Source organism: Pseudodesulfovibrio aespoeensis Aspo-2 (genome assembly GCF_000176915.2).
Lineage (GTDB): Bacteria > Desulfobacterota > Desulfovibrionia > Desulfovibrionales > Desulfovibrionaceae > Pseudodesulfovibrio > Pseudodesulfovibrio aespoeensis.
Genome location: NC_014844.1, coordinates 398,315 through 421,030, shown reverse-complemented (window position 1 = coordinate 421,030; position 22,716 = coordinate 398,315). Strand labels below are relative to the sequence as shown.

At 63.4% G+C, this 22,716-nt stretch carries 17 protein-coding genes; 13 read left to right on the top strand and 4 right to left on the bottom strand.

All coding sequences use genetic code 11. The features are described 5' to 3' along the window. Window positions 1–224: 224 nt before the first annotated feature. The 8 genes from DAES_RS01850 (at window position 225) to DAES_RS01815 (ending at window position 11,143) form a co-directional block, all read left to right on the top strand. On the top strand, window positions 225–3,149 hold the full coding sequence (locus tag DAES_RS01850; RefSeq protein WP_013513335.1) for a sensor domain-containing diguanylate cyclase: 2,925 nt from the start codon (window positions 225–227) through the stop codon (window positions 3,147–3,149). Between the two features lie 264 nt (window positions 3,150–3,413). Then, window positions 3,414–3,929 (top strand): RsbRD N-terminal domain-containing protein, encoded by a 516-nt coding sequence (locus tag DAES_RS01845; protein WP_013513334.1) that lies wholly within the window; start codon window positions 3,414–3,416, stop codon window positions 3,927–3,929. Between the two features lie 219 nt (window positions 3,930–4,148). After that, on the top strand, window positions 4,149–5,186 hold the full coding sequence (gene dsrM / locus DAES_RS01840; protein ID WP_013513333.1) for a sulfate reduction electron transfer complex DsrMKJOP subunit DsrM: 1,038 nt from the start codon (window positions 4,149–4,151) through the stop codon (window positions 5,184–5,186). A gap of 43 nt (window positions 5,187–5,229) precedes the next feature. Next, window positions 5,230–6,870 (top strand): sulfate reduction electron transfer complex DsrMKJOP subunit DsrK, encoded by a 1,641-nt coding sequence (dsrK, locus tag DAES_RS01835; RefSeq protein ID WP_013513332.1) that lies wholly within the window; start codon window positions 5,230–5,232, stop codon window positions 6,868–6,870. Beyond that, window positions 6,871–7,260, top strand: a complete 390-nt coding sequence (gene dsrJ, locus DAES_RS01830; RefSeq protein WP_013513331.1) for a sulfate reduction electron transfer complex DsrMKJOP subunit DsrJ — start codon at window positions 6,871–6,873, stop codon at window positions 7,258–7,260. Continuing rightward, the gene (gene dsrO, locus DAES_RS01825) at window positions 7,260–8,030 is read left to right on the top strand and encodes a sulfate reduction electron transfer complex DsrMKJOP subunit DsrO (protein ID WP_013513330.1); all 771 of its coding nucleotides are present in this window, start codon (window positions 7,260–7,262) and stop codon (window positions 8,028–8,030) included. The genes dsrJ and dsrO overlap by 1 nt, the downstream gene beginning before the upstream one ends. 11 nt (window positions 8,031–8,041) lie before the next feature. Continuing rightward, entirely contained in the window at window positions 8,042–9,274 is a 1,233-nt protein-coding gene (dsrP, locus tag DAES_RS01820) for a sulfate reduction electron transfer complex DsrMKJOP subunit DsrP (protein ID WP_013513329.1), read from the top strand. Between the two features lie 243 nt (window positions 9,275–9,517). Beyond that, window positions 9,518–11,143, top strand: coding sequence for an FmdE family protein (locus tag DAES_RS01815; protein ID WP_013513328.1), 1,626 nt, complete (start codon window positions 9,518–9,520; stop codon window positions 11,141–11,143). Window positions 11,144–11,503: 360 nt separating this feature from the next. Here DAES_RS01815 and DAES_RS01810 read toward each other — a convergent pair whose 3' ends face one another. After that, entirely contained in the window at window positions 11,504–12,694 is a 1,191-nt protein-coding gene (locus DAES_RS01810) for a PhoH family protein (protein ID WP_013513327.1), read from the bottom strand. 177 nt (window positions 12,695–12,871) lie between these two features. On the opposite strand from DAES_RS01810, the gene DAES_RS18020 reads away from it, so the two are divergent. Both DAES_RS18020 and DAES_RS01805 read left to right on the top strand, forming a co-directional pair. Next, window positions 12,872–13,006, top strand: a complete 135-nt coding sequence (locus DAES_RS18020; RefSeq protein ID WP_269077521.1) for a hypothetical protein — start codon at window positions 12,872–12,874, stop codon at window positions 13,004–13,006. A 65-nt stretch (window positions 13,007–13,071) separates the two neighbouring features. Then, window positions 13,072–13,716, top strand: a complete 645-nt coding sequence (locus tag DAES_RS01805; protein ID WP_013513326.1) for a PilZ domain-containing protein — start codon at window positions 13,072–13,074, stop codon at window positions 13,714–13,716. A 230-nt stretch (window positions 13,717–13,946) separates the two neighbouring features. On the opposite strand, the gene DAES_RS01800 is transcribed toward DAES_RS01805, so the two are convergent. After that, entirely contained in the window at window positions 13,947–15,659 is a 1,713-nt protein-coding gene (locus DAES_RS01800) for a glycosyltransferase family protein (protein ID WP_013513325.1), read from the bottom strand. Window positions 15,660–15,997: 338 nt separating this feature from the next. Between DAES_RS01800 and DAES_RS01795 the strand changes: the two genes are divergently transcribed. Further along, complete coding sequence (locus DAES_RS01795; RefSeq protein ID WP_013513324.1) at window positions 15,998–16,225, top strand: flagellar biosynthesis anti-sigma factor FlgM; 228 nt, start codon at window positions 15,998–16,000, stop codon at window positions 16,223–16,225. A 339-nt stretch (window positions 16,226–16,564) separates the two neighbouring features. On the opposite strand, the gene DAES_RS01790 is transcribed toward DAES_RS01795, so the two are convergent. Then, entirely contained in the window at window positions 16,565–18,007 is a 1,443-nt protein-coding gene (locus tag DAES_RS01790; protein ID WP_013513323.1) for a HoxN/HupN/NixA family nickel/cobalt transporter, read from the bottom strand. A 174-nt stretch (window positions 18,008–18,181) separates the two neighbouring features. Between DAES_RS01790 and DAES_RS01785 the strand changes: the two genes are divergently transcribed. After that, window positions 18,182–18,916: a substrate-binding periplasmic protein gene (locus DAES_RS01785; RefSeq protein ID WP_013513322.1), complete on the top strand. Its 735-nt coding sequence runs from the start codon at window positions 18,182–18,184 to the stop codon at window positions 18,914–18,916. 233 nt (window positions 18,917–19,149) lie between these two features. Continuing rightward, window positions 19,150–21,081 (top strand): sensor histidine kinase, encoded by a 1,932-nt coding sequence (locus DAES_RS01780; protein ID WP_013513321.1) that lies wholly within the window; start codon window positions 19,150–19,152, stop codon window positions 21,079–21,081. Window positions 21,082–21,322: 241 nt separating this feature from the next. On the opposite strand, the gene DAES_RS01775 is transcribed toward DAES_RS01780, so the two are convergent. Further along, entirely contained in the window at window positions 21,323–22,678 is a 1,356-nt protein-coding gene (locus DAES_RS01775; RefSeq protein WP_013513320.1) for a tetratricopeptide repeat protein, read from the bottom strand. Window positions 22,679–22,716: the final 38 nt, after the last annotated feature.

Genomic DNA, 22,716 nt, shown 5'->3' with positions numbered 1-22,716 from the left:
CCGGGCGTGCCACGGCGGATTGCCAGTCATTCCCGCTGGCTGGCTGGCAGTACCCGGCAACACCTGTGCAAAAATGGCAAATTCTTGCACACTTCGGCCCACAATATGTGCATTGCAAAGCCCAGGCTGGCCGAGACAGCGAAGAATCTCATCTTTGCAGTTCACCTCAGCCTGTTTTTCCTGTATAATCCAGAGACAATCAGGCCCATGCCCGCAGGGACGCAATGGAACAGATCACGCGATTCTTCACCTCCCACGAGGACTGGCTCATGCAGCGCATCCTCGACCACGCCAAGCGGCAGGGATACACCGCGTATACCAGCACGCTCCTTGAGGCGTGGCGGATTTCCGTGGCCGGGCTGACCGAGGCCCTGGTCCGGGCCGTGGAGCGTCACGGCCTGGACGGGCCGGAGTTCACGCCCGACGACACCTTCCGCGACGACCCGGCCTCGGCCTTTGCCGTGGAGCAGTCGCGCAAGCACCGGGCGCGCGGCATCACCCTGGCCATGTTCCTCGGCCTGTTCAAGTACTACCGCCGCGCCTACCTCGCCCTGATCGACGAGAAGGCCCAAGGCGCGATCGATCCGGAATGGATATCCCCCTGCCGGGCCTTCACCGAGCTGTTCTTCGACAGGGTCGCCATCGCCCTGTCCGTGGACTGGGTCGAGGCGGGCGATGAGGCTGAGCATCTGGCCGAGCTTCAGACGCGCAACCGCGACCTGACCACCGAAAAGAACATGTTCCTGACCCTGTTCGAGAGCCTGGACACCCCGGTTTTTCTGCTCGACCACGACCTCAACGCCAGCATCATGAACCTTGCCGCCGCCCGGCTCATCGGCTTGGCTCAGGAACCGGGGCAGGTCTACTACGGCCAGGCCCGCGCCCACGGCACGCCTGACTTTGTCGGAACCGGCATCTCGCTGCGCGACCGGCTGCCCTGGCTGGCCAGCGAGCTGGGGCGGCTCTGCCCGCTTGAGCCGGGCCAGCGGGCATGCCGATTCGACGCCTCGGGCGAGACCGCAGACGGGATGCGCCACTTCAGCGTGGCCGTCTCGCACATGGACGACGTGTCCGGCAAATTCAGCCATTCCATCGTCAGTCTGGAGGACATCACCGGACGCATGGACATGGAGCGACAACTGGCCAGGGAGCATGAACGGGCCACCCACTACCTGGACATCGTCGGCTCCATCGTCGTGGCCCTGGACACCGCCGGGCGCATATCCCTCATCAACCGCGCGGGATGCACCACCCTGGGCTACAAGGAGTCGGAACTGCTCGGACAGGATTGGATCGACCTGATCATCCCGGACGAGCAACGCGACGAGAGCAGGGACTATCTCTACTGCATGTTCTCCGGCGACGCCGACACAGACGCCGAACACACCAATTACGTCACCACCAGATCGGGCGATCACAGGCTCATTACCTGGAAGAACCAACTGCTGACCGACGAGTCAGGCGCGCCAGCCGGAGTTCTCTCCTCGGGCACGGACATCACCGAGCAGCGCGCCGCCGAGCAGGCACTGAGCCAAAAGGAACTGTGGCTGCGCAACACCTTCGTGGCCCTGGGCGAGGCGGTCTTCATCCTCACGCCCGACGCCCGCATCCTCGACGCCAACCCGGCGGCCAGGGCCATGTTCCAGATGACCGACGAGGAGCTGGCCGGCGCATCCGTGGAGCTCCTGCACGCCAGCCACGAGAACTTCCTGGAATTCGAACAGCGCAAGAAAGCGGCCTTCGAAGCGGGCGTGCAGGCCAACTTCGAGTTCACCATGCGCCGCAAGGATGGCGACATCTTCCCCACCGAGCACTCGGTGTCGCGCATCACCTGCGACGACGGCACGCTGCTCGGGACAGTCAGCGTGGTGCGCGACATCAGCAGCCGCAAATGGGCCGAGCAAAAGCTCAGGCAGAGCGAGGAAAAATTCCGGCGCATTTTCGAAACCATTGAGGACGGCTACATCGTCACCGACATGAACGGCGTCATCCAGATGGTCAACCCGGCCACCTGCGCCCACCTGGGCTATGCCGAATCCGAGCTGGTGGGCCAGAGCATGGCCTCGCTCTATGCCGACGACAACGAGCGCGCCCGGTTCGTCATGGCCCTGGACGCCACGGGAGCGGCCAGGGGGCACCAGCTAACGGCCAAACACAAGGACGGATCCAGAATAACCGTCGAAGCCAGCGCCCATCTGGTGCGCGACGAAACGGGCCGGGCCGTGGCCAAGGAGGGCACCTTCCGCGACATCACCCAGCGCATCGAGGCCGACAGGCTGCTGCGCGAGCGCGAAAAGCAGTACCGCGCCCTGTTCGAGAACAACCACTCCATCATGCTGCTGATGGACCCCAGGACAGGGCGCATCGTGGACGCCAACCCGGCGGCAGTCCATTTCTACGGCTACCCGGCGGACACGCTGCGCTCCATGCCTTTCTCGGACATCAACGCCCAGGACGAAACCGCCATCTTCAAGGAAATGGTGGACTCCAGGCGCGAAAAACGATCCTATTTCATCCACCGGCACCGGCTGGCCGACGGCGACATCCGCGATGTGGAGGTCTACTCCGGCCCGATCATGGTCCAGGGCAACCAGCTGCTCTACTCGGTCATCCACGACATCACCGAGCGGGTGCGGCTTGAGCGCGAGATGAAGCGGCTGGCCACCACCGACAGCCTGACCGGAGCGGCCAACCGCCACGAATTCTTCAGGCTGGCCGAGCTGGAACTGCGGCGAGCCATGCGTTACGGCCACAGCCTGGCAGTGCTCATGCTCGACATAGACTACTTCAAGTCCATCAACGACACCCATGGCCACCAGACCGGCGATGCGGTGCTCAAGGCGCTCTCGGCCCTGGTCCGGACCACCCTGCGCGACACCGACATCTTTGGCCGCCTGGGCGGCGAGGAGTTCGCCGCCGTGCTGCCCGAAACCGACCTGGCCGGCGGCGTGCTCGTGGCCGACAGGCTGAGACGCGAACTCGGCGCGCTCAAGGTCCGGCTGCGTGATATCGAAGTCATGTTCACGGTCAGCATCGGCCTGACCGAAACCAGAAAGAGCGAACGCCTCATTGATGACGCCATCAACCGGGCCGACGAAGCCATGTACAAGGCCAAGCGCATGGGCCGCAACCGGGTTGAATCCAACTAACCCACAGTCAGACGAGAGAAACGCCAGCTGCGACAGCTGGTTACGACGCCAGCGCCTCCCCCGGCCCCGGAGCCGTCTCCAAACCTCACAAGCCGGGTTTTCCTGGAAAAAACCTTGACGTTTGCCAAGGGGTTTGGAATATGATTCTGAGCTTTAAGTGACCTTTTTCACAACGTACTCAAGCCCGGCTTGTGAAAATGAGTGCTCCCCGGATGGCCGCGTCCAGGGATGCTCCTGATTTCATTGGCTTTGAAGAGATCATAGATGAACTTTGAAAACGAGCTGGCCGCGCGCAGGGCCGAACTGTCGGAGAAATGGGCGGATCTGGTTCTCCAGTCCTATCCCAAGGAAACCCAGAAGATCTGGGGCCGGCAGAAGGATCGATTCCAGAACCCGGTGGGGGCCGCCATCGTCGAGGCGACCCGGGAACTGTTCGACCACATGCTCGACTGGAAGGACGCGGAAAAGATAGCGGCCAGCCTGGATACTCTCATCCGCATCCGGTCGGTGCAGGATTTTTCGCCCTCCCAGGCCATCAGTTTTGTCTTTCTGCTGAAGAAGCTCCTGCGCGACGAGTTCTTCAAGACCATGCAGGCGAGCGGCACTCTCGACGAGCTGCTCAGGTTCGAGGCCAAGGTGGACAACCTGGCCATGATGTCTTTTGACATCTATGCAAAGGGTCGCGAGACCATTTACCGGCTGCGCGTGGATGAAGTGAAACGCGCCCAGAGCAGCCTGCTCAGAAAGGCCGGGATGATTGTGGACGTTACGACCGAGTAATCGGTCGATCAGGGCGGGTCACGGGGTTGTGGTAGGTTTCAGGGGGAGTTGTGGTTCACTGCGTAGGGGCAGGTCTGGTCCGCGCACGCGGCCTTGCCGCTCATCCGCACAGGGCAGGACATCTCTCTCCATCACCGCGACGCCGCAGGCGCGAACCGAAAGTGGCAGACCAACCGGGAAAGTCCCGGCTGGTCCAACCTTCAAGCGAGGTGACGGTAGATGAATGCTCTTTACTCACTTCTTTTCGTCTTTCTCCTGGTGCTGATCCCGCTGTTCGGGGTTGATGCGGCGCACATGAAGATATTCTTCGGTGTCTGCATCCCGACAACGGCTTTCATCATCTTCCTTCTCGGCTTTATCTATAAAGTCGTCAACTGGGGCCGGAGCGCAGTGCCGTTCCGCATCCCCACAACCGGCGGGCAGTTCAAATCCTTCGACCCCGTACTGTTCAAACAGAACAAGTACGACTGTCCCCAGACCGGCGCCCAGACCTTTGTGCGCATGGTCCTCGAAGTCTTCGCCTTCCGCTCCCTGTTCCGCAACACCTCGGCATCTCTCCACGAGACCAAGGGCGGCCCTGTGGTGGCCTACAAGTCGAGCAAATGGCTCTGGCTTTTCGCCATCACCTTCCACTACTCCTTTTTCATTGTCGCGCTGAGGCACCTGCGCCTGTTCCTCGAACCGGTCCCGTTCTTTGTCAACGGGCTTGAGTTCGTGGACGGCATCCTGCAGATCGGCGCGCCCACCATGTATCTGGCCGACCTCGGCCTGGTGGCCGGCGTGCTCCTGCTGCTCGGAAGAAGGCTCGCCAGCCCCAGGATCAACTACATCTCCTACGCTTCCGATTACTTCCCGCTCTTCCTGATTCTGGCAGTCGCCCTGTCGGGCGTCTACATGCGCTACTTCGCCAAAGTCGATGTCATGGCCATCAAGGAGCTGACCATGGGCCTTGTGACCTTCAACTACCACATCCCGGAAGCCGTCGATGTCTCCTTCTTCATCCACGTCTTCCTGGTCAGCGTGCTCATGGCCTACTTCCCCTTCAGCAAGCTGATGCACCTGCCCGGCGTCTTCCTGTCGCCGACCAGGAACATGCCCAATGACACGCGCGCGAAGCACCATGTGAACCCCTGGAACGACCCCAACATCAAGGCCCACTCCTACGCCGACTACGAGAAGCACTTCGGACCGGCCATGGCCGAGGCCGGCCTGCCTCTGGACAATCCGGAGAATGCCGAGGCTCAGGAAAAGGCCTAGGGTTCGCCCATCAGGTGAGACTTCTTATTAGGAGAGAAGAAATATGTCCAAAATGCCCAAAGCAGAAGAGCTCTTCAAGAGCATAGACTACACTCCACCCCTCACTGGATGGATGGAGACCCCGGTGGACTTCTCGCCGGGCAACTGGTGCTACCCCGCAAAGCCCGAGAAGATCGAGTACATCAACGAGAAGCTCCCCGGCCTGTGGGGCACCCCCCGGCAATGGTCCCCGGGCGACGCAGACTGGAAACTGCCCGCCAACTGGAAGGAGACCGTGGTCAACGGATTCCGCGAACGCCTTGGGAAGTTCCGCACCCTCAAGCTGTTCATGGACATCTGTGTGCGCTGCGGCGCCTGCGCTGACAAGTGTCACTTCTTCATCGGTTCCGGCGATCCCAAGAACATGCCGGTGCTGCGCGCCGAGCTGATGCGCTCCGTCTACCGGGGCGAGTTCACCCTGGCGGGCAAGATCCTGTCCAAGCTCACGGGCTCGCGGGTCATGGAAGAGGATGTGCTCAAGGAGTGGTTCATCTACTTCTACCAGTGTACCCAGTGCCGCCGCTGCTCCCTGTACTGCCCCTACGGCATCGACACCGCGGAGATGACCATGATGGCCCGCGAGCTGATGCACCTGGTCGGCCTGAACACCAACTGGATCATGGAGCCGGTCACCAACTGCAACATCACCGGCAACCATCTCGGCATCCAGCCCCACGCCTTCAAGGACATCGTGGACTTCATGGTGGATGACATCGAGGAGATCACGGGCCGCAGGGTCAAGGCCCCGCTCAACGAGCACGGCCACGAAATCCTGTTCATCACCCCGTCCGGCGACGTGTTCGCCGACCCCGGCATCTACACCTTCATGGGCTACCTGATGCTGTTCGACTACCTTGACCTTGACTACACCCTGTCCACCTACGCCTCCGAGGGCGGCAACTTCGGCTCGTTCACCAACAACGAGGTCATGAAGAAGCTCAACGCCAAGATGTACCACGAGGCCAACCGCCTCGGCTGCAAATGGATACTCGGCGGCGAGTGCGGCCACATGTGGCGCGTGGTGCACCAGTATATGGACACCATGAACGGCGACACCCAGGGCGCACAGATGACCACGCCCAGGTCGCCCATCACCGGCACCGTGTTCGACACCGCGGCGGCCACCAAGATGCTGCACATCGCCGAGTTCACCGCGGACCTCATCAAGCACGGCAAACTCAGGCTTGACCCCAGCCGCAACGACCACCTGCGCGTCACCTTCCACGATTCCTGCAACCCCGCCCGGGGCATGGGCCTGCTGGACGAGCCGCGCTACGTGCTCAAGGCCGTATGCAACAACTTCTTCGAGATGCCCGAAGGCACCACCCGTGAGCAGACCTTCTGCTGCGCTGGCGGCTCGGGCCTCAACACCGAGGAAATCCTTGAGATCCGCCTGCGCGGCGGCCTGCCCCGCGGCAACGCCCTCAAGTACGTCCAGGACAAGCACGGCGTGAACACCATGGCCTGCATCTGCGCCATCGACCGCGCCACCCTGATCCCCCTGGCCGACTACTGGGCACCCGGCGTTCAGATCACGGGCACGCACGAGCTGGTGGCCAACGCCCTTGTCTTCGAGGAAGGCGAGACACGGACCATGGATCTGCGCCAGGAGCCGCTCCCCGGCTTCGAGGACGAGGAGGCATAAATGAAAATGCACTACGGATTCCCGATCATAGTCGGCCTGATTATCTTCATCGGTGCGCTGTGCGCCCCGTTTGTGGTGGGCATGGCCGTGACCAAGACCTACAAGCAGCCAGAGCTCAAGATGCCCGCCAATGAAAAGGAGTGCGTCGAGTCCAAGGCGTTCATGCGCGAGCAGCACATGCAGCTGCTCAACGACTGGCGCGACTGGGCGCTGCGCGACGGCAAACGCGTCTACACCAACCACGCTGGCAAGGAGTTCACCATCAGCCTGCAGAACACCTGCATGAAGTGCCACGTCTCCAAGGCGGACTTCTGCGACAAGTGTCACACGGATGCGGGCGTCTCCCCCTACTGCTGGGATTGCCACATTCAGCCGGAGGGTTTGAAGTAATGAAGAACAACAGAAGATCCTTCATCAAACTTGCCGGCATCGCCGCGGCAGGACTGGCCCTGGCCCCCAAGGCCATGGCTTCCAGCGTTGGCGGCTCCCCGGTCAAGGCGGACCGGACGGCCCTCACCGCCAAGCACTGGGGCATGGTCATTGACACGACCAAGCTCAACACCAAGGAAGCCATCGAGGCCCTGGGCAAGGTTTGCCACGCCATCCACAACGTGCCCACCATTGCGGGCAAGCAGGAAGTGAAGTGGCTGTGGCCCGCCCCCTACGACCAGACCTTCATCGACCAGGAAAACCCGTACCTGAGCGAGGATGTCCACATCCGCCAGTACGCGCTGCTGTGCAACCACTGCAAAAACCCGCCGTGCGTGCGCGTCTGCCCCACCAAGGCGACCTACAAGCGGCCCGACGGCATCGTGGACATGGACTACCACCGCTGCATCGGCTGCCGCTACTGCATGGCCGGCTGTCCCTACGGTTCCCGGTCCTTCAACTGGGGCGAGCCCCGCGACCACCTGGACCTGAACAACCTCAACAAGGAGTACCCCACCCGCATGCGCGGCGTCGTCGAGAAGTGCAACTTCTGCGTCGAACGGCTGGCAGTGGGCAAGCTTCCGGCCTGTGTGGAAGCGAGCGAAGGCGCCATGTTCTTCGGCGACCTCAGCGACCCCAACTCCGAGGTGCGTCAGGTTCTGCGTGAGCGGTTCACCATCCGCCGCAGCCCTGGCGCTGGCACCGAACCCAGCGTCTTCTATATCATCTAGGAGGAATCAGAATGCTCGAAATAGCCTTGAAAGGTTCCAAGAGATACTACGGCTGGATCGCGTTCCTCCTGGTCCTGATAACCATCGGGTCCATGGCTTGGATCGACCAGATCGTCAACGGCCTGAAGATCACGGGCATGAGCCGGGACGTGTCCTGGGGATTCTACATCTCCCAGTTCACCTACCTGGTCGGTCTGGCGGCCTCCGGCGTCATGATCGTGCTGCCCAACTACTTCCACAACTACAAAGCCAACAAGCACATGGTCATCTTCGGCGAATTCATGGCCATCGCCGCCTGCATCATGTGCCTGCTCTTCATCGTGGTGGACATCGGCCAGCCCACCCGCATGCTCAACGTCATCCTGCACGCCACGCCCAACTCCATCCTGTTCTGGGACATGATCGTGCTCAACGGCTACCTGGGCCTCAACCTGCTGGTGGGCTGGACCTGCCTGCAGGCCGACCGGGCGCGGCTGCCGCACCCCAAGTGGCTCAAGCCCTTCATCTACACCTCCATCATATGGGCCTTCTCCATCCACACGGTGACAGCGTTCCTGTACCAGGGCCTGCCTGGCCGCCATTACTGGCTCACCGCCATCCTGGCAGCCCGCTTCCTGGCCAGCGCGTTCTGCTCCGGTCCCGCCATCCTCCTGTTGGTGATGATGGTCACCGAGCGGTTCACCACCTTCAAGATGCCCAGAAAGGCACTGACGACCCTGGTCAAGATCATCATGTACGCCATGTGCGTGAACATGTTCTTCTTCATGCTTGAGGTCTTCACCGCCTTCTACTCCAACATGCCGGGCCACATGCACCCGCTGGTCTACCTGTTCGCAGGCTATCACGGCCACACCGAACTGGTCGGCCTGATGTGGACCTTCATCGCCCTGGCTGCGGTGGCCATCACCCTGCTGGTGACGCCAAAGCTGCGCAACAACCTGAAGCTGCTCCCCTGGACGCTTTGCATCCTCGTGATCGCCACCTGGATCGACAAGGGCCTGGGCCTGCTCATCGGCGGCTTCAACCCGACCCCGTTCCACACCATCACCCCCTACTGGCCCACGGGTAAGGAGCTGCTGGTTTCCATGATGGTGTACGCCATCGGCGCGCTGGTGGTGACCATCCTCTTCAAGATCGCCACCGGCGTGAAGGAAGAGATGGGCCAGTCCCAGGCGCTGCCCTGCGGCTGCTCCTCCGAGGACGAATGCGGCTGCACCCCTGAGTGCGGCTGCACCGAGGCCTAGCAGCCTCCAAAGCCCTGCCACGTAACGTCACCTCGCCGGGCTACAGAGAACACGGGCCCCGCTCCTCATGGAGCGGGGCCCTCCTCTTTGCAAACGGCATGTGACTTTGTGATGAAACAGCACAAGCGGGCAAGCAATTGCGCCCAAGGCCCGCGCATGGCATAGTGGCTTGCCTGCGGAGGCGCATTGAGCCATGCACCATGCAGCGGGCATAAAGGAAAACAACCACCAAGGGGAGATCAGATGAATATCGGCCAATACACTTTTGAGGAATTCAAGCAGAGGGCCAAGGACTTTCACGGCTATCCGGCTCCGGGCCTGCTCATCGGCGGCTACATGGTCGAGGCGGCCAAGGGGCGGCTGCCCAAGGGCACCCTGTTCGAGGCCATGGTCGAGTCCGGCAAATGTCTGCCCGATGCGGTCCAGCTCCTGACCGTGTGCAGCATCGGCAACAACTGGATGAAGATCAAACTGCTGGGCCGCTACGCCGTCTCCCTCTACGACAAATACACCGGCCAGGGCTTCCGCGTGGCCATCGACCAGGACAAGCTCGAGGCCTGGCCCGAGATCAAGGGCTGGTTCATGAAGCTTACGCCCAAGGCCGAGCAGGACACGGACAAGCTCTTTGCCGAGATCGAGGCAGCCGGGGACACCATCTGCTCTGTCCGGCCCATCACCATAGACAAAAAATATCTCGGCCACGGCCACATGTCAGCCATCGACGTCTGCCCGGTCTGCGCCGAGGCCTACCCCACCAGCGACGGCCCCATCTGTCGCGGCTGCCAGGGCGAGGCCCCCTACGTGACCACGGACGACGCCAGCTGCCTCGATGACGCACCGCTGCTGCGGGCCGTGCCCGTGGAGCAGGCCGTGGGCAAGAAGGCCCTGCACGACATGACCGGCATCGTGCCCGGCGAATCCAAAGGCCCGGTCACCAGCGCGGGCGACACCCTGGAGGCGGGCGATGTCTGCCGCCTGCAACGCATCGGCAAGCACAACGTCTTTGTCCAGGAAGACCTGCCCGGCGACGAGTGGGTCCATGAAAACGACGCGGTCAAGGCCTTTGCCAAACGCATGGCCGGACCGGGCATCTCCTACGACCCCGACCCGCGCGAGGGCAAGATCAACTTCTTTGCCGAGCATGCCGGACTGCTCTCCATCGACCTCGACGCCCTGGACCGCTTCAACCTCTCGCCCGATGTCATGCTGGCCACCCGGCACGACGGCTCGCTCATGCCCCAGGGCAAGGGCGTGGCCGGAACCCGCGCCATTCCGCTCTACATCGCGCGCGACAAGTTCAGCCGCGCCCTGGCCGCCCTGGGCGACAGCCCGGTCTTTGAAATCCTGCCCCTGCGCCGGGCAAAGGTCGGCATCCTGGTCACCGGCACCGAGGTCTTCAAGGGCCTCATCGATGACAAGTTCATCCCCATCATCTCGGCCAAGGTCATCAACCTCGGCTGCGAGGTGACCAAAACCGACATCGTGCCCGACGACCGCGAAACCATCACCGCCAGCGCCAGGGCCATGCTCGACGCCGGATGCGACCTGATCGTGACCACGGCGGGCATGTCCGTGGACCCGGACGATGTCACCCGCACCGCCCTGGTGGACGCCGGACTGCGCGACGCGCTCTACGGCGTGCCAATGCTGCCCGGCACCATGACCCTGGTGGGCCGACTGGGCAGCGCCCAGATCATCGGCGTGCCCGCCTGCGCCCTGTTCTACAAGACCACCTCGCTTGATGTCATCCTGCCCCGGCTCCTGGCCGGGCAAACCCTGACCCGGCGCATGCTCGCCCGCCTGGGCGAGGGCGGCTTCTGCATGAACTGCAAGACCTGCTCCTTCCCCAAATGCCCGTTCGGCAAATAGCCGCAGAAGCACGCCTCCGGCGGCCAGAGGGGAAACCTCTTGGAAGAGGTTTCCCCCTCTGGACTCCCCCTTCCAGAACTTTTTGTGACTCCGCCGCAAGGAAGGGCTGATGAGAACCAAGGCCTTGAGAGCGGCGGAGAGGGCGTGGATACGCGGCTCGTCAACCCTCTTCTTGTTTTGACAAAAAAGAAGCGCGCCCAGTGCGGACGCGCGGCCCCCTCCGTCGCCATCAAGCCCTTCCTCTCCCGTTTGCCTTTCCAGGCGGCATAGACCCAAAAAGTTTTGAAAGGGGGGGCCGGGGGGAAAACTTTTTCAAAAGTTTTCCCCCCGGAATCTCTCACCTCACCCCACACCCGCCCCTTACAATTTCGATTTGAGGACGATGTCCGTGATGGGGCCGCGCGAGCGGTCGCCTTTGAGGACCATGTGGGCGTAGTTCTTGTAGCCCTTGAGTTTTTTCACGGTCCAGTTGAGGCCGTTGTTGGATTCGTTGAGGTAGGGGTTGTCCACCTGCCGGGTATCGCCCAGGCAGATGCATTTGACGCCTTCGCCCATGCGGGTGAGCAGGGCGCGTGTTTCGCCGCGCGAGAGGTTCTGCATCTCGTCGATGATGACCACGGCGTTTTCGATGTTCATGCCCCGGATAAAGGCCACGGGCTGGATCTCGAACTTCTTGGCATTGAGCTTGAACGAGTCGCCTTCGGGGTTGGCAAAGATGCGGTTGGCCGGGCGGATGTCGTGGAGCTTGATGAGCAGATCCTGGATATACTTGATATAGGGGAGCATTTTCTCCTCTATGTCGCCAGGCAGGTAGCCCATCTTGGCCCCGATCTCGACCACGGGCTTGACCAGATAGATCTTGCGGTAGGGGTTGTCCTTGCGCTCCAGGGTCAGGTAGAGGGCGGCGGCCAGGGAGAGAAAGGTCTTGCCGTACCCGGCCTCGGACTGGATGGAGACGAGGTCGATACCCTCCTGGAGCATCAGTTCCAGGGCGAGGTTCTGGTAGACGCTGCGCGGTTTCACCCCCCATATCTCGTGGGTATAGCCGATGGGCTTGGGCCCTTCCGGGCCGTGGAACACGGGTGTGCCGTTCTCCCACCGAAAGCAGTTGTGCACGATCTCTTCGTCGTCCTCCACAAACCCGGTGTAGCGTTGCGATTCCGAACGGAAGGGGTCGGAGTCGCGATACTCCTCGCTGGGGATGCCAAAACACTTGGCCTTGATCTGGAGGATGCGGTCATTGGTGATCAGCGTGGCCTCGACCGGGGCCATGTGCAGGATTTCCTTGAGGATACGGTCGTCCATCACGTCGTCGGTGAGGGTCAGCGCGAAATCCGGCGGGAAGATGGTGACAAGTTCGTCATGGAGAATGGCCCGGACGGCCTGGGAGACGATGTGCCCGATGCGCGGGTCTTTCTTCAGCCCGTCCAGCTCGGTGAGGACGGTATAGGGAATGTATATCTCGTTTTCCTGCCCGTTTCGCAGGGCAGCGATGCATTTGGGATTTTCAATGAGGACGTTGGTGTCGAGGACAAAGTGCTTCTGGGCCATAATCCCCCGTCCGATGGTTAGGTGTTGACTCTTTCGGCATCACACGCAGCTTCCACCGTCATCGACCGGCCTGGGCCGGCCTGGACCGAAAGTCACCGAATTGTCTTCATTGGCACCTCCGCTGAACGTTCTTCACTCATGACTGAGACAGTGACCAGTTTTCGTGAAAATGTCTAGATGCAAGATGCAGCAAGCCGCGCTCCGGTGCATGACGGCCAGGTGACGATTCGTCACAAGGCTTGCGGCGATCTGATCGGCAGCGGCGGGCAGCCGACACCCCTGGTGGCCCAGGCTGCCGACCACTTTACATAAATGCGTCCCAGAGGCTATAGGGGAGGCTCCAAGTCCCCTTGAGACAGGCCTAAAGGGAGGTTGCCGTGACAGCAGAGAGCACCATATTCGTCCTCACGGACACCCCGGCCCTGTATGGCAATGACCTGACCGGCCATGGCAATCCGCCGGTGTTCATCAGGGACGTGCCCACCCTCCTGACCCGGCTCAAGGATGCCGAGGCCGCCGGGCTCGTGCTGGAGATCGGCAAGGTCATGCGGGCCAGCCGGGCCGAGCGCGACCGCCTGTTCAGCTATGCGGGCTGTTTTCCGGTCCTGCGCACCAAGCCCAACCCCAGGGTCGGCTCCGTGGCCTACCTTGATCCCATGGACCGGTTTCTGGACAACCTGAACGACACGTCAGGCAAACGCCAGCGCGGCCACAATCGCGTTGGGGCGCTGCTCCCCTGCCTCTTTGCGCGCGAGGACGACCCCAGCATGGCGGAGACCCTGGAGGGGCTGATCCTGGACATCTCGCCGGGCGGATGTTTCATCAAGGCCGACAAGACCTTCAAGGGCGAGACCTTTGCCCAGGTCAGAATCCCCGGCCTCGCCAACCGGCGGCCCATCTATTCGAGCATCCGCTGGTGCAGCTCGGATGCAAAGAAGCCGGGCCTGGGCATCATGTTCATCGACATTGCCAAGGATCAGGCGCAGGAAATCGCGCAGATGCAAGACACGGTTGCGGACTGACAGGCAGGACGGACGGACCCGGAGCGAGAACAGGGGAGCCGGAACCGCTCCCCTCAGAGTATTGACAAAACCCACTCTGGCAGGCTGTTGAGAAAGGTTCGAGTGCTAGGCGCGAAAAAAAGGCAAGGCCGACGCGTATATGCAATACGCGAGGGCTTGCCTTTTTTGAAGCAACGACGCAATCGGGCCTTTGTCAGCAGCCTGAGGGGAGCCGGAACCGCTCCCCTTTATCACGCCCCGAGCCGGGCGGCCAGCAGGCCGGAGCGATCACCCACGGCCAGGGCGCGGGCAAAGGCGCTGTCCTGCCCCTGCGACCGGGCCAGAGTTCGGGCCAGGGCCAGTTCATCGAGACCCGATGCGAGCCGACAGGCCCGCAGGCTGGCCAGGGCCAGCTCCAGGGCCAGCCGCCACTCCTTGCGCTCGTGCAGGGTGAGGACTGAGAGAAAGCCCACCCGGAGCTGGGACAGACCCGGTAGCGGCCTGAGCATGGCGTCGAGCAGACGCAGGGTGGGCAGATGTTCGGGCTGGTCGGCCAGCAAGGCCAGCAGACACTCCACAGCGGAATCCGGCAGGTGGACAGCCGGGTCAAAGGCGAATCCGGCCCTGACCACCCGGCCCCGGCGCGACAGATCCCTGGCCCACAGGGTCAGCAGGGCGGCGGGCGTGTCGGGCTGACCGGGATTGCTGATACCCATGGCCTTGACATGGCGGTACCAGAATGCCCTGGCCGCATCGAATCGGCCCAGGCGCAACGCGGCCATGGACCCTGTCAGGTTGACTCCGGGCGAATCCGCACACATACCGACGGCCAGCAGTGCGTCCATGGTGGACGCCATCGGGCCGGTCTTGCCGTCCACAGCCTGGACACGCAGGATCGCACAGGCCACATCCGCAAAGATGTCTGCCGTGGCCGGGTCGCAGCCACACCCGGCCAGCCGGGCGAGCGCCTCCCCGGCGGAAATTCCGATCACCCCGCCCTCCTGCATGGCCGCCGCCGTCAGGGCGGTCCACAGGTCGGCGTCGCGCCCCCGCGCCCTGCCATCCACGGCATCGCGCGCCCATTCGAGGATGCGGCGCGCCCGATGCAGGGCGGTATGCTCGGCCAGCACCCGCTCTCGGGCCGCCCGACCCATGGCCTGGGTCAGCCGGGGATTCTTCAGGTACATGGTCAGTTTCTCGTCCAGTTCCACGGCGTCGCCGTAGGTATCGAACTCGCGCCCCGGCGCAAACAGCGTTTCCTGCTCCTCGCCCAGAGCCTCGCTCAGGACAAGACAGCCGCACGACGCCCCCTCAAAAAGCCGGAAGTTGACCTCGCCCAGGATCGACTGGTTGGGAATGATGCGCGCATCACGATACAGATCCATCATCGCGCCAAAGGTCAGCCCCTGGCGAACGGCCAGGGCATACCCGGCGCACCGCTCCTCCAGGAGCCGGACCATCCATGTCCGCGCCGGACGCTCTGCGGTCAGGCGGCCCACAAAGGCCGCGTCCCAGGCCCGCGCAGCATGATCCGGAGAGGCCGAGCCGTGGCCGAAGGTGGGCAGCCAGCGCACATCCCGCGCCCCGCGCTGGCGCAGGACCGGCACAGACGCCAGCTGGGTGGAACAGGTCAGGTCGAAAAGCCGGGCGTACGCGCCATGCCAGTAGCCGTTGAGATGCGGATCGATACACCAGAGCAGCGCCGGACAGTCCAGCCCGTCAAGCCCGGTCACCAGGCAGCGCGGGCCGAGCGATTCCACCTGCATGACAAGATCGGGCGCAAAACCGCGCTCGGCCAGCGTCTCGTCCAGGGCGAGAAACGGCTCGGGCGATCCATTCAGGGCCAGAACCTCGCATCCCAGCTCCTCAAAGGCCGCCTTGAGCGTCACCGGGCTGTCGATGAGGCAGATTTTCTTCATGTCCCGCATGCCCGGACCATAGCCTGGTTTGCCTTCGGTTGTCATGGGATAACCCCTCTGTCCCGCTGTGTTTTCTCTCCCCATGGCTGCGCACCCGGCACAGCGCGACACAATTCCCATGCCAGACAACCAGCAGATATTGCAGCATATTTACAGGAGCGTAAAAGAATTTGCGCCCCCTAACCCTTCCGCCTGCCATGACCGATAAGAAGGGCAACCGCCAGTAGGTAGCCCTGCCCCAGGCAGGGACGGCGCAATGCCGGGTGCGGGAGAAGCTGGCCGCATGGATGCGGACAGAGGCTGCCGCAACGGGACACGGGGAGACTCGGAGGAAGGATTGGGAGGTCCTTCCCCCAGGGCTTCATAGACCCAGGGAGGGGTTGATGAAGAGGCACGACGAGCGCCGCGACGAATGCGCGGCCAGCGTGGAGACCGAGCGCGTCTTTGAAGGTTTCGACGCCAGCAGGTCCGAACGCCTCCGCAAGGAGGAAGAGGACGAACGCGCCCGCAGGATCGCCAAGCTTAAGTCCGAAATCCTCTCGGGCCAATACAGGCCCGATGTCAAGGACATCGCTAGGCTCCTGACCTCGGCCATGGACCCGACCCTCTGAGGGCCGCGCCCGCAACCGAGACGCCGGACCGGAACCAGTGTTCCGGTCCGGTTTTGTTTTTTGCCTCCGGCGACCAGAGGGGGAAACCGCATACGCTCCGCCGCAAGGCGAGGTTGGGGAAGCAGAGCGGCGGAGAGGGCGTGGATGCGCGGAAAGGCAGAGCTTTTACAGAAAGTATGGACAAAAAGAAGCCCACCTCGTGCTGACGGCAGCCCCCTGCGCCGCCATCAAACCCTGCCTATCCCGCCCGCCCTTCCAGGCGGCGTAGACCCAAAAAGTTTGGAAAGGGGGGTCCGGGGGGAAAACTTTTTCCAACAGTTTTCCCCCCGGCATTCCCGATCAAATACTGCTCATGAACAAGGCCGCGCCGAACAGGGCGATGGAGGCTGCGCCGCAGATGGAGAGTCCGGCGTAGGCGATGTTGAAGACTTTGGCGTTGGTTCCCGACATGCGCAGGGTGAGGCCTCGGGCGGCCACGGCGGCCCAGGCGAACAGGGTGGTGGTCAGGCCCATGCCCGCGGCCATGAGCACGATGGCGGCCACCCCGGCCCAGAAGATGTTCAAGCCGATGGAGAAGGCGAGGATGACGGCTGCGCCGGGACACGGCACCAGCCCGGTGACAAAAGAGACCATGAGCACGCGCCGGATGTTGACCGCGTTGCCCAGAGCCTCGTGGTCTATGGAGCAGGAGGTTTCGGCGATGAGTCCGCCGCGCGACACGTCGAGCAGGGCCTTGCCGGTCAGGAAGAGACCCATAAGGGCGAGCAGGGCGTAGCTGGCCGGTTGCAGGGCGCGGCTGGCGGCCTGAAACCCGCCCATGCCGGTGGAGAAGACCATGTAGGCCACACCCACGGCCACGGCGGCTGAGGCCATGTGGACAAAGGTGATGGCGTTGCCCATGAGCGCGCCGGAGAAGAACGAACCTGGATTGCTCAGGAAGTAGGAACAGACCACGGTCTTGCCGTGGCCAGGGCCCACGGCGTGGACCACACCGTAGAGAAAGGCGAGGCCGAGGAAGGTCCACAGGGCCGGGCCGAACGGATCGGTCTTGATGTCTGCGGCAAACCCGTTGAGGCGCAGGTTCAGCTCCTTTTGCACGGAGCGGACCAGGGCCATGAGCCGCTCGATGGGGCCGGGCGCGTCCTGGGCAACCGTGGCTGCGGGCAGGTCGGGCGCGCTGCCGGGCGCACCCGAGATGGAGAGGTGCACGGCCTCAGGCACGATAAACTGCCAGTAGGTGTGGTCCCTGGCCGGGCGAATGTCGTGGCTGACCTGGGCCATGCCGCCCACCTCGAAGCTTATAGCATCGGCCACCAGCAGGATGTCGGTGTAGTAGTCCTTGTCAAAGATGGCGACCCGGAAATTCCTGATCTGGTCAAAGCCGAGGCCAAGGGGCATGGTGAAGCGGTAGACCAGCCGCCCGTCGGACAGGGAGGCATGGAAATCCTCGATGGCCGCGGGGCGGATGCGCCTGCCGCCGGACTCGATCAGGGTGAAGTAATCGTAGTTGGCGAGATAGGCAAAGGCCCCGTCCCTGATGGCCGCCTGTCCGGCTGGCGTGGCCAGGGATGCGGCGTCGAGTTCCAGGTCGGCCATGATGGCCTGGCTGAACATGTCGTCGAAAAGCCACTGCTGACGCATGGCGACCAGCCCGGACTCGTCCACCACAAAGGTCAGGGAGGCGTCCACATAGACGTGCGGATGGGCCGCCCCCTGGCTGGCGGGCAGCAGCAGGGCCGCCAATGCCCAGAGGATGAGGAGCAGGGAAATCTTGTGCCGCATGAATGATGCTTTCTATTGCACTCCATGGCCGAAGGCAAGCGATGAAGCGGGTGCCCGGATGCCGGGAAAAGGGGACGCAGAGGAAAGGGGCAGAGAATTTGGCGGCGTCCGGTTGTCAAGGGTGCCGTTTGCGATTATTATGGACTTTTCACCACCCGGACAAGGAGACCGCCCATGCTGCGTCAGCACGCCCCCATGACCGCCTGTGCCCTGCTGGCGTGCGTCCTGTTCGCCTGGGACGGTCACGCCCAGACCAGGACGCTGCGCATCGCAGTGGTGGACTCCGCGCCCTACGGCTTTGCCCAGGGCGGCCAGCCCGCCGGGCTGTCCAGCGAGCTCGGGCTGGCCCTGGCCGCCGGGGCGGGCTGCGAATCGACGGCCACCCTGCTCTCCCGCGCCGATGCCCTGCGCGCCCTGGCGGCGGGCAAGGCGGACATGGCCGTCATGCCCGGCGGACCTGGGTCTGACAAGGCGGTGGTCAGCCTCGGCCCCCTGCTCCACTCGCGCTTTGCGGCCATCGGACGGGCCGGGACGCCGCTGCGCTCCCGCGACGATCTGCGCGGCAAGACCGTGGCCGTGGTGCGCGGCGACCCGCGCGATCCGCTGCTCTCGACACGCCATGGAGTGGCACTCCTGCCCGTGCCCAACGCGACCAGGGGCCTCAAACTGCTGGTGGCCGGACAGGTTGAATTTGTCGCGGGGGAGTGGCTGTCCCTGCTCCACGCCGTGGACGCCATGCACCTCCCGGCCAGGATTTTTGGCAGCCCGCTGCTGCTCTCGCCAGTCAGCGTGGACTTGCTGGTTCCCGCCTCCCTCGACCAGGAGAGCGCTGCCCGACTTGCCCAGGCCCTGGAACGGCTTGAAGCCCGCGAATCGTTCAGGGCCATCGCGGCCCGATATGGGCTGTGACGTTTTTACACCGGAACATGCCGGGCAAGCGCACCGCCAGCATCGCAAAGACATCATTTATTTCCAGTATGTTGGCGGACACAACGCCTGTCAGCCGGAACGCGCCGCAACAACGATTTCCCTGCGTTGGATCGACAATGAGGATGACACGGCGTGCCGAGTTGTGTAGGGAAGAGGGCTGGAATGAGGAGTAATATCATCACCGCATCCCCTCCTGTCAGCCGGAAGCGTACATGAGCCACGACACACCCACCCCCAAGCGGCCACTCCTGTCCAGCAGGTCCATTTCCCGTGACCTGACGGCAAGCCTTGTGGGCATCGTCCTGCTGGTGGCCACGGCCATGGCGGGCTATGTCTACTGGCAGCAGTCCGAAGAGATGTGGCGCAAGGCCGAGGAAAAGGGCGAGGACACCATTGCCAGCGTGGCCGAGATCCTGGCCGTACCCATCTGGAACCTCGACTATGACAACGCCCGGCTCATCGGATCGGTCTACACCCACGACGACATGGTCCAGGGAATCCGCATCTACGGCTCGCGCAACGAGGTGGTCTTTGCCCACGAAAAATTCTCCGGCGTACTGGCGGACTTCAGCAAGGTCCGCTCCATCGTCTTCGAGGGCCGCACCATTGGCCGGGCCGAGATCGACTTCACCCTGACCCGCGAAAAACAGCAGCTCGACGAGCAGATGCTCGTCTCCACCCTGATCATCGTGGTGGCCATCTCGGTCATCCTGGCCATCACCGGCCTCTTGCTGCGCATCTTCCTGAACAAGCCGCTCCATGTGCTCCAGCAGGGCATCGCCCGCGTGGCCAAGGGCGATTTCTCCTACGAGTTCGGCGAGGTGCGCCACACGGAGCTGATCGAGATCGCCACCCGGTTCCGGCGCATGTCCGCCGAGATCGAGGCCAGGGAGAAGAAGCTCCAGGCCATGAACAAGACCCTCCAGGAAGCCGAGGAAAAATACCGGGGCATCTTCGAGAACGCCATCGAGGGCATCCTCCAGGCCACGCCCGACGGTGTCCTGCGCCGGGCCAACCCGGCCATGGCCCGCATCTTCGGCTACGATTCCCTGGACGAGTTCCTCTCCAACGTCCGCTCCCTAGGCTCGCGAATCATGGTCAACCCGGACCGGATGCAGGATTTCTACAAGCAGGTTCGTGAGCGCGGCGAGATCAAGCGGTTCGAGGCCGAGTACTACCGCCGCGACGGCAAGACCATCTGGGGCTCGCTCAACGCCCGCGCCATCTACAGCGACAGCGGAGAAATCATCTTCATCGAGGGCATCCTCGAAGACATCACCGACCGCAAGAAGGCCGAGCAGGATCTGGCCGATCTCAACCGCCACCTGGAGCAATTGGTGCGCGAACGCACCGAGGACCTGGTCAACAAGGCCCGCGAGCTTGAGGAGGCCAACCAGCGACTGCGCGAACTCGACGAGATGAAATCCGCCTTCCTCTCCTCGGTCTCCCACGAGCTGCGCACGCCGCTCACGTCCATCCTTGGCTTTGCCAAGCTGCTGCACAAGGAGTTCACCCGCAACTACCTGCCCCTGGCCCAGAACGAGCCGCTGCTGGTCAAGAAGGGCCAGCGCATCCAGAACAACCTTCTGATCATCAGTCACGAGGGCGAGCGGCTGACCCGGCTCATCAACGACGTGCTCGACCTCAACAAGATCGAGTCCGGCAGCATGGGCTGGCGCGACGAGCGGCTGAACATGAGCGACATCGTGGAGACCGCCGTGCAGTCGGTCACCGGGCTTTTCTCCCAGAACCCCCAGGTGGGGCTGGTCTCGGAGATCGATCCGGCCCTGCCCGTGGTCATCGCCGATCCGGACCGCATGCAGCAGGTGCTCATCAACCTGCTCAACAACGCGGCCAAGTTCACTGACGACGGCAGCGTCACGGTCCGCGCCTTTCCCCGCTTCGGGCAGGTGCGCGTGGAGATCGCGGACACGGGCGTGGGCATCCACCCCGAAGACCAGAACAGGATTTTCGAGAAATTTCACCAGACCAAGACGGCCACCATGGGCGACAAACCCAAGGGCACCGGCCTGGGCCTGACCATCTGCCGCGAGATCGTCGAGCACTACAGCGGCAGGATCTGGGTCGAATCCGAGCCGGGCAAGGGGTCCACCTTCATCTTCACCCTGCCCTCCGCCTCCTGATCCGCCAAGACAAAAACCACAGGCCGCTCCACACCGAAGCGGCCTGTTCCTGTTTGAATCGGGGATTGGGATCAGCTTTTGGGGTCGGCAATCAGACCGTTGAAAAAATCATTCCCGCAGGCTGTTCAAAAATGTTCGAGTGCAAGGCGCGAAAAAAGGTCAAGGCCGAAGCGCACTTCCAGTACGTGAGGATTTGACTTTTTTGAAGCAACGCAGCAATCGGACGTTTTTCAACAGCCTGCTACCGGGCGCGATCCACGATCCGGCGCAGGGTGGCCTCGGCCAGGGCGCGCAGCCGGTCGGTGCCGGGGCGGCCACCGGTTTTTTCGAGCAGGACCAGGTAGTGGTCCAGGGCCGACTCCATGAGCGGATGGCCCGGACCCAGGGCCGCCTCGTAGGCGGCAAGTCCCTGCTCGTAGAAGCCGACCGCCTCGTCCGGGCGGCCCGCCTTGTCCAGAAACAGGGCCAGATTGCACAGGGATTGGGCGGTCTCCGGATGGTCCGGGCCAAAGGCGCGCTGGCGCACGGCCAGACTCTCGCGAAAGTTGGCTTCCGCCGCCGCAAGGTCGCCCAGGGCGTCGCAGAGCAGGGCCACGGTGTTCAGGTCCGAGGCCACCTCGGGGTGGGCGTCGCCGAACGCGGCCCGGTTGATGGTCAGGGAGCGCTCGGCCAGTCGCAGGGCGTCCGCCGGGCACCCCATGGCCTCGTGGAGCAGGGCCAGGTTGCCCAGGCAGGAGGCGATGGAGGGGTGCCCCTCGCCGTGGGCCCTGGTCAGCACCCGCAGGCACTCCAGGAACGCGGCCTCGGCCTGATCGAACTTGCCCTGGGCCTGACGGACCACGCCCAGCCCGTTGAGGATGGGCGCGGTGACGAGATTGTCTTTGGTGAAAATCGCCTGCTGCAACTCCAGGCACCCGGCAAAGGCGGTCTCGGCCCGGCCCAGATCGCCTGCGGCCCAGAGCACCACGCCCAGCCCCTCGAGGTCGGCGGCGATGTCGGGATGGTGTTTGCCCTTGAGCGCCACGTCCACGGCCAGGGCGATATCGAGCAGGTCGGCCCCCTGGCGGTGCCGCCCCTGCAGGTGCAGGGAGAACCCGGCCTGATGCAGGACACGGTTGGCCGCCGGGGTATGCAGCCCCAGAGTGACCACCAAATCGCGGCAGGCCAGGACATGGGGCATGAGCCACTCCACTGTGGGCCAGTGCTCTGCCTCGGCATCGGGCAGTGTGAGGTTGAGACCGTAGACCGCGCGCCCGGCCCACTCGAGCCGGGTCTCGTCGTCCAGCGAGGCGAGCAGGGTCTCGCGCACCAGGGGCGGCACGCCGTAGGTCTGCTGGTCGGGATCGATGTCGATCAATCCCCGGACCACGAGCGGATCGAGCATGGCCGTGGCCGCGAAGAACGAGGCCGCAGGGTTGATCAGCGACGGATTGTGCGGCGCGCCCTCCACAGACAGGGCAAAAGCGTAGGGCAGCGGGGCCGGGGCGAGCATGGCCGCCATGAACAGCGCCTCAAGTCCGCCGGACGCCTCGCGTTCGACCTCCCTGATCGAGGCCAGAATATCCTGGGATGACGGCTGCGCGGCTTTCCGGGTCACGGCTTACTCCTTGGTTGCCTTGTCCCTATCCGGTTTGG